This window comes from Myxococcus sp. MISCRS1, from assembly GCF_026626605.1.
Classification (GTDB): domain Bacteria; phylum Myxococcota; class Myxococcia; order Myxococcales; family Myxococcaceae; genus Myxococcus; species Myxococcus fulvus.
Window position 1 is genome coordinate 6,338,581 of sequence record NZ_JAPNKB010000001.1, and the last position, 12,697, is coordinate 6,351,277.

The following is a 12,697-nucleotide window of genomic DNA, read 5'->3' on the forward strand; positions in this document are numbered from 1 at the left end:
TGTACGGCGCCCGGCTCGCTGGGCGCCTTAACCTGGGTTAACCTCGTCCCACCTACCCGTGAGATTCCCGACGCTCTACGAGCAACTCGCCCCGCTCGGCCCCATTCCCCCGAGTGAGTGGGAGCGCGCCGAGTCGTTCGCGAGGGAGCAGGCGGTGGAGCGCAAGGCCCACTTCCTGCGTCCCGGAGACCCGGCGGACCGCTTCGCCGTGGTGCTCCAGGGCGTGTTCCGCCTGGTGCGCGTCTCCGCGCGGGGCGGCGAGTCGGTGAAGGCGTTCCGCGCCGAGGGTGAACTCCTGGGCGCCTACGCGGAGATGTTGCAGCGACAGCCATCGATGACGTCCATCGAGGCGCTGGAGCCCGCACGGGTGCTGGTCTTCCGCACGCGGGACTTCCAGGCGCTGGAGGAGGGCCACACGTGCTGGGTGCGCGTGGCGCGCCGCGTCGCCGAGCGGCACTTCCTGTTGAAGGAGCGCCGCGAGCAGGAGTTCCTGGAGCTGTCCGCGGAGGAGCGGCTGGACACCTTCTGGGCGGAGCACCCGCACCTGCGCGGCCGCGTCCCGCAGCGCGACGTGGCGGCCTACCTGGGCATCACCGAGGTGGCCCTGAGCCGCATCATGTCCAGACGGCGCAAGCGCACCGAGTGAAGCCCGCACCCAGGGCCCACACGGTGCGCTCGGTCCTTCGACGCGCGCTTCAGTACCGCTCGAAGACGAAGGTGAACTTCTCCAGCGGCGTCGGGCCGTAGGTGAGGCGCAGGAAGCGGTCACCGGCGGGCGCGGTGAACTTCAGCGTGTGGGTGATGGCGGGCAGGCAAACCTGCGGCGCGGGCGTCACGGTGGAGGGGACCACCGTCTCGGCCTCCGTCACGTCGTGCACCACGATGGGCACGTCCTGGTTCAGGTACAGGACGACCGGCCGGTCGCGCTCGTCCGAGACGACCTCCGAGTAGCCGAGGAACGCGCCGCCGTTCGCGGGGAGCGTCAGCTCGTAGAACTCGTGGGGCGCGTCCGTCGCGGGATACATGGCCGTGGGGGATGCGCCCGCCGTGACGGCGACAGGGGCCTCCAGCAGGGCGTGGCCACAGGCGTGCTCGGTGACGCCGTCGCGCTTGCCCGTGGTGAAGTCGAGCCGCCCGTCTCCCAGGTTCGCGTGCGTGGTGTCCAGCGCATGGCCCGCCTCGTTGCGCAGGAGCGTGAGGTCCACCGAGTAACGGCTCTCCTCTTCGAGCGGCGGCAGGTCCGACTCCGGCCGGGGAATCGAGACGGTGAGCGTCAGCGCGTCCTCGGACCAGGTGCCCGTGAGCGAGCGCGGGGCGTTGGCGGGCGTGCTCTCATCCCGCAGCGTCACCCGGCCCTCCGTGACGTCCATCTTCTCGTTGAACGTGACGGTGACGAGCCGCCGCAGCGTCGTGCTCGTGCCGACCTTGTACGTCTGCACCGGCAGCACACCCGTGGCGCCCTCCGCCGGATTCGAGGTCACGACGTGGGGCCGCGCGACGTCCGCGCCCACCTGGAACGAGAAGCTGTACGCCGTCGCCTGTCGGTTGCCGGCGAGGTCCTCGAAGCGCTCCACCGTGACGTCCACCTTCGCGCCAGCGCGAAGGGGTTGCGTGGGGTGCGCGATGAGCGTGCGCCCCTCGTCCTCCCAGTGCCCCGTCTCCAGCGAGAGGGTGACGTCGCCATCCGCGGCGCGCACCGTGCCCGAGTCCCGCTGGACGGGCTCGCTGAAGCGCACCGTGATGGCGCTGCCGGGCGCCACGTCCACCGCGTCGGCCGCGGGCGTGGTGCCCGTCACCGTGGGCGGCGCGGTGTCGCCCGCGTCGGGGCCCGCGTCCGTCGTCGAGCCTGCATCCGGAGGCGTGGGCGTGGGGTCGTCATTGTCGCAGCCCGTCAGGGCCAGCAGGGTGCAGGTGGCCAGCAACGTGGCCGCGTTGGAGAAGCGCATCGGGTGTGACCTCGCGAGGGTGAGTCAAAGGACGAGGGCGGAGCACCCCGGATGTCTGGGGTGCCCCGCCGGGAGTCACGCGGACTCCTTGTGACGAATCAGCGACTGTCAGCAGTTGAAGATGGCGGGGTTGGTGTCGTCGCAGTCGAAGCGCGTCTTCGAGTAGCCGCTGTTGACCTCACAGGCGAAGCGGTAGACGGGCGTGTTCACGCCGTAGCCGTCACCGTCCTGGTCCCGGTAGTAGCGGTCGCGGTTGTTGTAGAGGTACTCGGGGACGATGCCCACCTGGTTGCCCGACGCGGTGGCCGAGACGACGATGTACTCGGTGCCCGGCGTGAGGTCGTAGACCTGCGCCTTGATGAGCGAGCAGCCCGTCTCCGCGACGGACTCGTTGATGAGCGGCGACACCGTCGCGCTGGTGGTGGCGTTCACCACGGTGAGGGCCACGTTCTTGTTCACGTAGAACGCGACGGACTCCACGGTGCCGCTCCCGGACACGTTGGTCGGGGTGAACGTCACCGAGCCCTCGGCGCCCGCCGGCAGGGTGAGCGTGTAGTGCTTGTGCTGCGTGCTGATGTCCGGCGCCGTGTCCACGCGCGTGGCGCTGGCCGTCACGTTCACGTTGTCGCCGCTGTTGCTCGCGTGGGTGCACGCGTGCGTCGTCATGAGGGTGTCGTCCACCGACACGCACCCGGCCTCCAGCGGCTGCTCGGCCTGGCCGGTCGACTCCTGCTCCACGTCCTCCGTCGGTCCGCAGGCCGCGAGCGACAGCCCGAGCAACGCACCGCAGAGGGTCTGCTTCAGCATCTTCATGTGGGATTTCCTTTCAAGGCCGGGCGCGACGCGCGGGCACCGGAGCGGCGTCCCGAGACACGCCACGGCTCCGGTATTCATGTCTTAATGGTAACTCAGTTGCAATAACGGCGCGTACGATTTCCAGGAGTCATCGCGTGTCTCGTTACTGGAGGTGTTCGATGACCATGCCGAGCTCGGTGAGCGAGGTGGGGCCTAGCGTGAGCGTGTATTGGACGCGGTCGGTCAGCTCGTAGCCGACCATGTGTTTCAAGCCCGAGCAGAAGTCGCCGGTGGGCCTGGTGCCCGCGGGGGTCACGGTCTTCTGGACGGCGGTCTCCACGAGGGTGACGGGGACGTCCGGGGTGCTCAGGTAGACGACAAAGTTGCCGGAGGCGAAGGCCTTGTAGCTGAACGTGCCGGTGTACTGGCCATCCACCTCGCGCAGCTTCACGGTGTAGTAGGTGTGGAAGTCGTCGACGCGAGGGTCGCGGGTGGTGGAGGCGGTGACGGTGACGAAGGGACCGCTTTCGACGTGCCAGCAGGCGTGTTCTCCGTCGTCGCCGAAGTCGAAGCCCTCGCTGGGGACGTAGTCGGGGTCCACGACGCAGGAGAGGCCGTCCTGCGCGGCCAGGTAGCCCTTGTTGCAGTGACACCAGTCACCCTCGGGCTCGCGGTGGATGTGGCCATGGGGCTCGCACGGGTCCGCCGAGGGCTCGGGTTTGGGTTCGGGCGGAGGGGCGTCGCCACCGCAGGCGGAGGTCGCCAGGGCGAGCGTGGCCAGGAGGGCACGGAGTTTCCAACGCATGGGGGAGCGCTCCACGAAGGCTCGAGAGGTGGATGTCATTGAGAGGCGGGCTGGGAAGAAGGTCTTGAACGACGCTGCCTGGGGCGGAAGTGCCCGGAACGGTTCCAGGCACCCGCGGGTGAGAGGGGTTACTCCTCGTGGTGGTGACCGGCCTCCTCGACGATGAGCGAGAAGGAGGCGTTGCGGCGCAGCACGGAGCGGAACTCCAGGTAGTACTCGGTGTCGGCCTCGAGGTCCGCGAGGATGGTGGTCTTCAGCGCGCCGCAGACCTCGGCGGGGACTTCGTAGCGGCACTCACGCGCCACCTCGGTGCCGGTGGCCGCCTCGTAGATGCGCAGGCCGCGGTGGCGCGACAGCATGAAGGCGAACTCACCGGACTCGTCCGGGAGGAACGAGACGCGGCCGGCCCAGCCCCAGGAGTTCGTGCTCCGCGGCAGGCTGATGTTGAACGTGGTGTGGGGCGCGCTGACGTCCACCAGCACGGGGGCGCCGAGAGCCGCGGCGGTGACGGGCTCGAAGGGTCCCATCTCCGCGTGGATGCACGCGTGCTCGATGACCTCGTCGAGTTCCTCCGGCTCGTCGCAGGAGGGCAGGGCGCCGAAGAGCAGCGCGGACTCGCTGGTGGTCAGCGCCTCGGCCTGGACGGCCGGCTCCTCGGCGGTGGTGCCGCAGCCGGTGAGCAGGAGCGCGACGCTGGTGGCGAGCAGGGACTTGTGCAGCAGGGACTGGGGCTTCATCTGGGGACTTCTCCTTGTTGTGGGTACGGCGGGTGTGTCGACTGCGAAGGGCGGTGGTTCAGGGCGTGTCCGGACGGAGCACGACCCAGGTGGCCAGGACCTGGCCCGAGGCGAGGTGCTCGGCGGGGAGTTGCAGGTGCGCGGCGTTGCCCGGCAGACGCAGCTCGGGCGTGAGGCGGAAGGCCGCGTCGTGCGTGGCCGCGTCCGGGAAGGTGACGCGCGTGACGCAGCCCGCGGCGAAGCAGCGCGGTGGCTCGGCCTCGACGGGCTGGATGCTCGTCGCCATCCGCTGTCGCCACGTGTCCAGCGCTTCTCGGGCCCCGGCGGTCCAGGGCTCCTGGCTCGCGCCCGTGGACTCCAAGGCCGCGAGCACGGCGTCACGGCGCGCCTTGGGGTCGGCGGGGGCCTTGCGCAGGGACTGGACGAGCAGCTTGCGTGACTCGGAGAGGGGACGGCGTGCGCGGACGGAGGGCGCGGGGGGGAGCTGCTCGAGGTCGGGCGACTCGAACTCCAGCGGCTCGGGCTCGTCGGGGAGCGGAGGCTGGGTGGGCGCGGAGGACGGGGGGCGCGAGGGCGCCATGGGCTGGGGAGCAACCGCGACGGGCTCCTCCCTGCGCGTGGGCTCGACCTGGAAGTCCTGGGGGGCCACGGGCGGCGTCGGGAGGTCGGGGAGTCGCAACAGCGCGGACGCGACGCACGCGAGCGCGAGCCCCGCCACTCCCACGCTCCAGATGATTCGCTTCATCGCTCTGCTCCCGCGCCAGGACCGTGTCGGCGGCCGACGAGGGCGTCAGCCGGTCAGTCCCCGCGAACCCCGCAAATATGCAACTGAGATCTAAAAGTAATCAAGTTGCATTTACTGGGCATGGCTCCGGCCTGGTCCGAGGGGTGGGCGAGTCGGGACCCGCTGCGGGGGTGTGTTGGGAGGCGCCGCGAACTCCGTGATGGGTGGCGGTGCGCACCCGCGGCCGGTGGACTTGCGCGGCCTCGGGGGCCCGCCGCGCCGCGCGTCACGCGCACGACGTGCCCGCGCTGCTCGCGCGAATGTGCGGTGACTTGTTCCGGACGGTGAGGTCACCGTCGGACGCTCGCGGAGGGGCGGCACCTCGGGATGCAGGGCGCACGTGCCCCGGCGGCGATGTTCATGTGGATGTGGGAGGCTGCTCCCTCTGGAGTGGCAACCGTCCAGCGCTCGCGGAGCGAGGGCGTCACATCGGGAGGCCGCGTGGGTCGCCCTGGCCGCGACGCTGCACGAGTGCAGGGGCTGGTCCGTCCGGAGGGCACACGTCGTGCGCGCGAAGAGACGTCATCTCGGGATGCGTGAGCATCGCGCATGCCGTGATGCCCATGTTGGTGAGCGGAGGGCTGGCATCCAGTCGAGGCGCGGGTCCGCTGGGAGCGCTCACCCGTCACACCGTCGCCGAGAAAACACTCAGGTCGACGGGCGTCAGGGAGCCAGGACTTCACCGAGCCTCGCGCTCGGGGACGACAGGAAGGCGCCGGACCCAGGATGGCCGGCGCCCACGAAACTCAGGAACTCAGGCCGCGCTGGCGGTGACGCCTACGTCCTCGACAGCGGCGAGTCGAGGTCGATGCGCCTGGGCCCGGTGGTTGGCCTCGGCCTCTTCGGCGGCCTGCTCCTCGGCGCGGTTCCAGCAACCCAGCGCCTCCACCCAGCCCTCGAGCAAGTCCATCAGCGCGCTGCGCTGCTCGCCCCCCAGCGGCATCAACAGGCGCGCCATGCGCTCCTGCACCACCGAGTCCGCGTTCTCCGCCAGCGCCCGTCCCTGCTCGGTGAGCCGCACGCGCACGCGCCGGCGGTCATGCCGCACCGAGCGCTCGCGCTGCACGAGCTTGGCATCCTCCAGCCGGTCCAGCAGCCGGCTCAGGCGGGGCAGGGCGATGCCGCCCAGGCGGTCGGCGAGCACGTTGACGGGCAGCAGGCTCTCGGCCTTCAGCCACCAGATGGCCTGGACCTCCATGGGGTCCAGCTCATGGTGAGGCAAGGCACCCAGGGGACTGGCGAGCGCGCCACACCGCGCCACATCGATGACCAGGTTGCGTAACCGCGCCACCTGAACACGCACTTCCGCCGAAAGCTCGGTCATCTTCGTGCCTCCGCCTCGCGGACACCGTCTCCCCGAACCGGCCCTTGGGAGTCCGTCGGTCGTCCGCCATGAATGGAGGGCTTTCGCCCCCTGCTTGGGGACGTGAACGTGGCGGCGAAGGAGGCATATCGGACCCGTTGGAATATTTCCGGATCCGCGGGGAAACCCTCACCCCGCCTGCTGGGGGCGCTGGGCCTTGGCCTTGGCGTGGGCCTTGTCGAAGCCCTCGTAGAAGCGCACGGCCTGCTCACCCACGCGCTGGATGTGCTGGTTGTTGAAGTACGCGGTGATGGGGGCGGCGACCAGCGGCATGGCCCGTCCCAGCGTGTGCATCCCGCCCTTCTCCAGCACCATCGCGGCCAGCTTCCCCATCACCTTGGGGCTGGAGCGTTGCACGGGGCCCAGGCCGTTGGCGTAGCCGAACAAATCCAACATCTCCCCCCGGGCGCGCTCGCTCTTGAGGTTCACCTTGTAGAGCGTGGCCACGTCCGTGAGCAGGATGATCTGCAGATAGGACATGAACAGCAGGTCCGCGGGCAGCGCCACCAGGCCGAAGACGCCGCTGACGCCGCCCACCATGCTGGCCAGGTTCTTCTTGTCGTCCACCAGACGTTGGGCCAGCTCCCGGGTGTCCGCGCGGGGGTAGCGCTTCTCCAGCTCCGCCACCCGCACCCGGGCCCGCTTCGTCTCCTGCAGGACGATGTCCGACAGCCGCGCCGCGCCGAGCTTCTTGAGCTCCGCCGGGGTCAGCTTCTTCATGAAGGCCAGCCGCTCGGCCACGCTGTCGTAGAAGGCCATGAGGTGTGTCTCCCGCCTCGGGTTGTCCCGGGTCCTCTAATAACCCCGCTCGGCGAGGTAGAGGTCCACCAGCGCGCCTTCCTCGTACCAGGCGTGGCGCATCTCCGCGTTGAACCAGCGCGAGTCCGGCTTCGCCCCGCGCACCTCCAGCTTCACCTGGTTGGGCGACGTATCGATGACGGCCGCGCGCGCCTTGCACGCATAGCCCGGCTCCTCGCCGTAGCCGCCCTCCAGGCAGACCTCGTCACCGACCGACAGGCGCCGCGTGTACTCGGTGGCCAGGTAGAGCGCCTCGTCGCAGTGGCCGCGCACCGAGGACTTCCCGTGGCCGGCGCAGCGCGTCTGGGGCGGCGCCTTGATGACGGGGATGGCCCCGTAGAGAGGGTCTTCGTCGTTGGGGTTGGGCCGGAACGAGCCCACCCCGGAACATCCGGAGAGTCCCAGCGCGAACACGCTGACTCCCGCCCACAGCCGCCTCATCGTGATGGTGCCTCCGGGGCCATGGGCCCCCCTCTAAAAGGTGGGGCGAGCATGGCAAAAGGCGCGCGGAGGCGAAAGCCGACGGCGGGAGGACGCCTGCCCTCAGGCAATCCGGCGAGCGGGCCCTGGAATCTCTTCCGTCTGTCCGGGGACGATGCGGTTGGCCGCGTCGACGAAGACGACCTTGGGCTTCCAGTCGCGGGCCTCGGCGTCCTCGACCTCGGCGAAGGTCGCGATGATGACCAGGTCGCCGGGCTTGTTGAGGTGTGCGGCGGCGCCGTTGATGCAGATGACGCCGCTGCCGGGCTCGCCCTCGAGGGCGTACGTCTCCAGGCGCGTGCCCTGGGTGACGTTCCAGATGGCCACCTTCTCGTTGGCGATGATGTCCGCCGCGCGGAGCAGGTTCAGGTCGATGGTGACCGAACCCTCGTAGTCGAGGTCGGCCTGGGTCACCGTCGCGCGGTGGATCTTGGACTTGAAGAGGATGCGGCGCATGGCGTGTGTCCCACGAAGGGCGCCCAACCGTAACGGCTGTGACGCCCTGGGACAACCTTCAGGTGCGCTCCTGCCCGCCCGGCGCCCGGACGGGCGTCATTTCACGATGTTGACCAGCTGGCTCAGGTTCAGCGGGACGGACTGCGAGTCCGAGGTGAGCTTGCCGTCCAGGCTCAGCTTGGCGTTGCCCCCCGAGCGCAGGGCCACGGCGGCGGAGGCGGCCCGGGCGAAGTTGATGGTGAGCGGCAGCGTCACCTGCTTCGTCCCGCTGCCGTCGAGCATGCCCAGGTTGCCGGTGGACAGCGTACCCACATCCGCGCCGGCGACCTTGAGCGCGCCGGTGATTCCGGCGACGGGCAGGGGGAAGCTGTTGCGGTTGGTGATGGCCAGGGGGAACTCGACGGTGGCGCTGGTCAGCCCGATGTTGGTGATGCGCGGGGGCTGGAAGGCGACCTGGGGAATCTTGGGGACGTCGAACGCGCCCTCCTTCTGGAGGGGGAAGGAGAGCACGCCGATGGGCGTCTGCACGCCGACGCTGCCCTGGGCCTTGTAGGCGGCGCGGTCCTTGTTGAGGAAGGTCTCCACCACGGGGACGATGTCCGCGAAGCGCACGTTGGCGGGGAAGACCAGCTCGCTTCGGCCATTGGCCTTGAGGTTCAGGCCCTTGCGAGGCTTGCCGGCCACCACCTGCTTGCCCTCGACGAAGAACGAGTAGTCCACCGAGGCCAGCTCCAGACCGAAGCCGTTGGGGTTGTTGACCTCGTAGACCAGGTCGACGGTGGCGTCGGAGAGCGACGCGCTGGACAGCCGCGCCGTCTTGAAGGTGAGGGTGGGCTTCTTGAAGGCCTTCTTCAGCGCGCTCTGCAGGCCAGCGCAGCCGGCGAGGGTGGTGAAGCAGAGGGCGAACAGGACGAGGGCGAAGCGTTTCATCGTGGGCATGGGCGTATCACCAGACGGCCGCGCCCGCGTGGGATTCACGCTCGGGCGGTGTCGAGGCAATCACTTGCGGGGGCGGGTGTACTAGGAGGCGGCAGGTGTTAAAGGTCGGTGCGCCCGCACCCTACAGGGAGACACACTTGGCCGGGGCCCACACCCACATCCGCTCCATCCTCCGCCGCCTGGCCTGGGTCCTCGGGCTCGTGGCGCTGTCGGCCTGCTCGCGGGGCGGTTCGTCCCCCCAGGCGCGCACCTTGAAGCTCGAGCCCTGCCAGTTGGAGGGGCTGGCGCCCCAGGCGCAGTGCGGCACGCTGGAGGTCTTCGAAAACCGGGAGACGAAGACGGGCCGCAAGCTGTCCCTGCGCGTGGCGGTGGTGCCCGCGCTGGCGGCGCAGCCCCAGCCCGACCCCCTGGTGTTCCTGGCGGGAGGGCCCGGGCAGGCGGCCACCCGACTGGGCGCCGTGCTGCGCGCGGTGGAGCACATCCGCCGCCAGCGCGACATCGTGCTGGTGGACATGCGCGGCACGGGGGACTCGAGCCCGCTGGACTGCGAGTTCCTCCCGAAGGACGCCGGGCTGGCCGACTACTTCAGCGAAGACGACGACCTGGCGCCGCGCATCCGCGCGTGCCGGGAGCGCTGGGACGCGGACGTGCGGCAGTACACCACGCCCATCGCCATGGCGGACCTGGACGAGGTGCGCGCGGCGCTGGGGTACGAGAAGCTCAACCTCTGGGGCGGCTCCTACGGCACGCGCGCGGCGCTGGTGTACATGCGCCAGTATCCGGAGCGGGTGCGCACCGCCATCCTGGACGGCGTGGCGCCCATGAGCCTGTACCTGCCGCTGTACATGCCCCGCGACGCGCAGCGCTCGTTGGATCTGCTGCTGGCCCACTGCGAGAAGGACGCGGCCTGCGAGAAGAACTTCCCTCGGCTGCGCACGCGCACGGAGGCCCTGCTGGAGAAGCTTTCCCAGGAGCCGGCGCGGGTGCGGGTGGCCCATCCGCGCACGGGCGTGCCGGAGGACATCGTGCTGACGCGCCAGGCCTTCGTCGGAGCGCTGTTCGGGCTGCTCTACAGCGCGGAGGACTCGTCGATGGTGCCGCTGATGCTGGACCGGGTGACCCAAGGTGACTGGGCGCCGTTCGTGGCGCTGAACGTGGGGCGCGGCGAGCGGATGGAGAAGGTGATGAGCCGGGGCCTGCAGATGGCCGTCGTCTGCGCGGAGGATGTCCCGTTCCTCGACACGGCCGCGGTGGAGCGCGAGGCGAAGGGGACGTGGTTCGGCGCGAGCATGGGCCTGGAGATGATGAAGGCGTGCGAGGGCTGGCCCAAGGCGACGGTGCCCGCGGGCTTCCGCGACGCGGTGGTGTCGGACGTGCCCACGCTGCTGCTCTCCGGAGAGCTGGACCCGGTGACGCCTCCGGCGTGGGCGGAGGAGGCGAAGCGCACGCTGAAGAACAGCCTGCACGTGCAGGTCCCGGGCGTGGGGCACAACACGCTGGGCGTCGACTGTGTGCGCAAGCTGATGGTGGACCTGGTGGCGGACGGTCGGGTGGACACGCTGAAGCCCTCGTGCGGCGCGGGACTCGCGCGTCCGCCCTTCTTCACGTCCTTCGCCGGACCGGTACCCTGAGGACGCGACGCGGATGATTCGAGCGACGAATCTGCACAAGCGGTTTGGCGCCGTGACGGCGGTGGAGGATGTGTCCTTCACCGCCGAGGACGGGAGAATCACGGGCCTGCTCGGCCCCAACGGCGCGGGCAAGACGACGACGCTGCGGATGCTCTACACGCTGGTGCGCCCGGACAAGGGCACCGCGGTGGTGGACGACGTGGACGTGGTGGCGCGTCCCGAGGATGCGCGCCGGGGGCTGGGCGTGCTGCCGGACACGCGGGGCCTGTACCCGCGGCTCACCGCGCGCGAGCACGCGCGCTACTTCGGGGAGCTGCACGGGCTGTCGGGCGCGGCGCTCGACAAGCGCGTGGACGAGCTGGTGGACCTGCTGGACATGAAGGACATCGTCGACCGGCGGGTGGAGGGCTTCAGCCAGGGCGAGCGGGTGAAGGTGGCGCTGGCGCGGGCGCTGGTGCACGGGCCTCGCAACGTGCTGCTGGATGAGCCCACCAACGGCCTGGATGTGATGAGCACGCGCGCGGTGCGCACGCTCCTGCGCCGCCTGCGGGACGAGGGGCGGTGCATCGTCTTCTCCAGCCACGTCATGCAGGAGGTCGCCGCGCTGTGCGAGCGCGTCGTCGTGGTGGCGCATGGCCGGGTGGTGGCGGAAGGGACGCCGGAGGCGCTGCGGCAGGCCACCGGCAAGGACAGCCTGGAAGAGGCCTTCGTGGCGACCATCGGCAGTGAGCAGGGGTTGATGCAATGAAGCGGCTGGTGGGCAGTGTCCTGCGCAAGGAGCTGACGGACCACGTCCGGGACCGACGCACGCTCAGCTCCTCGCTCCTGTGGGCGGTGTTCGGTCCGCTGGTGTTCCTGGCGACCTTCCAGCTCATGTCCAACATGATGCGGGACAAGCCGCTGGAGCTGCCCGTGGTGGGCCGGCAGCACGCGCCCAGCCTGATGGCGTTCCTGCAGCGGCAGGGCGTGACGCTGAAGGAGGCGCCCTCGGACTACGAGGCGCGCGTGCGCACGGGCGTGCTGGACGTGGTGCTGGTGGTGCCGGAGGGCTACGGCCGGGACTTCTCCACCGGGCGCACCGCGGACGTGAGCCTCATCATGGACAGCTCGCGCACGGCGGCGCGCAAGTCGGTGCAGCGTGCGCGGATGATGGTGGAGATCTACTCGCGGCAGGTGGGCGACCAGCGGCTGTACGCGCGCGGCATGGCGCCGGAGCTGGCGATGCCGGTGGACGTGGAGGAGCTGGACCTGTCCACGCCCGAGCGCACCGCGGCCACGCTGTTCAACATGCTGCCGCTGTTCCTGGTGATGGCCACCTTCACGGGCGGCCTGCAGGTGGCGAGCGACACCATGGCGGGTGAGCGCGAGCGTGGCTCGCTGGAGCCGCTGCTGCTCAACCCGGCCCCGCGCGGGGCGCTGGTGGCGGGCAAGTGGCTGGCCACGGTGACGATGGCGGCGAGCACGGTGCTGGTGTCGCTCGTGGGCTTCGTATTGGTGGTGCGCGCGGTGCCGCTGGAGGAGCTGGGGCTCAAGGCGCGCATGGACCTGCCCATCGTCCTGGGGATGGTGCTGGCGGTGCTGCCGCTGACGCTGGCGGCCTCGGCGGTGCAGCTGTGGGTGTCCACCTATGCGCGCTCGTTCAAGGAGTCGCAGACGTACCTCAGCCTGCTGACGGTGGTGCCGACGCTGCCGGGCATGTTGCTGGCGATGTCGCCGGTGCAGACGCAGACGTGGATGTTCGCGGTGCCGGTGGCGGGCCAGCAGATGCTCGCGGCCGAGGTGATGCGGGGCGAGGCGCTGGGGCCGCTGCCCTTCCTGCTCGCCGCGGCGTCCAGCGTTCTGCTGGCGCTGGTGGCCCTGCGTGTGACCACGGGGTTGTTGTCGAAGGAGAAAATCGTCTTCGGCCGGGCCTGAGCGGGTGTGGGCAGTGTCGTCGAGGCGTCGGTTGGGGATGCGGGCTGGC

Annotated in this window: 14 protein-coding genes; 4 read left to right on the plus strand and 10 right to left on the minus strand. The window is 70.2% G+C overall.

Annotation, left to right across the window (positions count from 1 at the left end):
• Positions 1 to 58 precede the first annotated feature (58 nt).
• On the plus strand, positions 59 to 646 hold the full coding sequence (locus tag OWM54_RS25205; RefSeq protein ID WP_267699146.1) for a Crp/Fnr family transcriptional regulator: 588 nt from the start codon (positions 59 to 61) through the stop codon (positions 644 to 646).
• Between the two features lie 49 nt (positions 647 to 695).
• On the opposite strand, the gene OWM54_RS25210 is transcribed toward OWM54_RS25205, so the two are convergent.
• The 10 genes from OWM54_RS25210 to OWM54_RS25255 all read right to left on the minus strand — a co-directional run bounded on the left by OWM54_RS25210 (position 696) and on the right by OWM54_RS25255 (position 9,103).
• Positions 696 to 1,946 (minus strand): Ig-like domain-containing protein, encoded by a 1,251-nt coding sequence (locus OWM54_RS25210; RefSeq protein ID WP_267699147.1) that lies wholly within the window; start codon positions 1,944 to 1,946, stop codon positions 696 to 698.
• A gap of 108 nt (positions 1,947 to 2,054) precedes the next feature.
• Positions 2,055 to 2,759, minus strand: a complete 705-nt coding sequence (locus OWM54_RS25215; protein ID WP_223749631.1) for a DUF859 domain-containing protein — start codon at positions 2,757 to 2,759, stop codon at positions 2,055 to 2,057.
• A 145-nt stretch (positions 2,760 to 2,904) separates the two neighbouring features.
• The gene (locus tag OWM54_RS25220) at positions 2,905 to 3,546 is read right to left on the minus strand and encodes a hypothetical protein (RefSeq protein WP_223782824.1); all 642 of its coding nucleotides are present in this window, start codon (positions 3,544 to 3,546) and stop codon (positions 2,905 to 2,907) included.
• A gap of 128 nt (positions 3,547 to 3,674) precedes the next feature.
• Positions 3,675 to 4,283, minus strand: coding sequence for a hypothetical protein (locus tag OWM54_RS25225; RefSeq protein WP_267699149.1), 609 nt, complete (start codon positions 4,281 to 4,283; stop codon positions 3,675 to 3,677).
• A gap of 58 nt (positions 4,284 to 4,341) precedes the next feature.
• Positions 4,342 to 5,028 carry a hypothetical protein gene (locus OWM54_RS25230; protein WP_267699150.1) on the minus strand — a complete coding sequence of 229 codons (687 nt, stop codon included), beginning with the start codon at positions 5,026 to 5,028 and terminating at the stop codon, positions 4,342 to 4,344.
• A gap of 793 nt (positions 5,029 to 5,821) precedes the next feature.
• Positions 5,822 to 6,391: a MarR family winged helix-turn-helix transcriptional regulator gene (locus OWM54_RS25235; RefSeq protein ID WP_223749635.1), complete on the minus strand. Its 570-nt coding sequence runs from the start codon at positions 6,389 to 6,391 to the stop codon at positions 5,822 to 5,824.
• Between the two features lie 168 nt (positions 6,392 to 6,559).
• Positions 6,560 to 7,189 carry an EcsC family protein gene (locus tag OWM54_RS25240; protein WP_223749636.1) on the minus strand — a complete coding sequence of 210 codons (630 nt, stop codon included), beginning with the start codon at positions 7,187 to 7,189 and terminating at the stop codon, positions 6,560 to 6,562.
• 36 nt (positions 7,190 to 7,225) lie between these two features.
• On the minus strand, positions 7,226 to 7,669 hold the full coding sequence (locus tag OWM54_RS25245; RefSeq protein ID WP_223749637.1) for a hypothetical protein: 444 nt from the start codon (positions 7,667 to 7,669) through the stop codon (positions 7,226 to 7,228).
• Positions 7,670 to 7,771: 102 nt separating this feature from the next.
• On the minus strand, positions 7,772 to 8,164 hold the full coding sequence (gene panD / locus OWM54_RS25250) for an aspartate 1-decarboxylase (protein ID WP_141329993.1): 393 nt from the start codon (positions 8,162 to 8,164) through the stop codon (positions 7,772 to 7,774).
• 96 nt (positions 8,165 to 8,260) lie between these two features.
• Positions 8,261 to 9,103, minus strand: coding sequence for an LEA type 2 family protein (locus tag OWM54_RS25255; RefSeq protein WP_223749638.1), 843 nt, complete (start codon positions 9,101 to 9,103; stop codon positions 8,261 to 8,263).
• A gap of 137 nt (positions 9,104 to 9,240) precedes the next feature.
• Between OWM54_RS25255 and OWM54_RS25260 the strand changes: the two genes are divergently transcribed.
• From OWM54_RS25260 to OWM54_RS25270, 3 genes are read left to right on the plus strand one after another with little or no spacing between them, the layout of a single operon-like run.
• Positions 9,241 to 10,734: an alpha/beta hydrolase gene (locus OWM54_RS25260; protein WP_223749639.1), complete on the plus strand. Its 1,494-nt coding sequence runs from the start codon at positions 9,241 to 9,243 to the stop codon at positions 10,732 to 10,734.
• Between the two features lie 13 nt (positions 10,735 to 10,747).
• Entirely contained in the window at positions 10,748 to 11,482 is a 735-nt protein-coding gene (locus OWM54_RS25265) for an ATP-binding cassette domain-containing protein (RefSeq protein WP_267699151.1), read from the plus strand.
• Complete coding sequence (locus tag OWM54_RS25270; RefSeq protein WP_267699152.1) at positions 11,479 to 12,648, plus strand: ABC transporter permease; 1,170 nt, start codon at positions 11,479 to 11,481, stop codon at positions 12,646 to 12,648. The genes OWM54_RS25265 and OWM54_RS25270 overlap by 4 nt, the downstream gene beginning before the upstream one ends.
• Positions 12,649 to 12,697 lie beyond the last annotated feature (49 nt).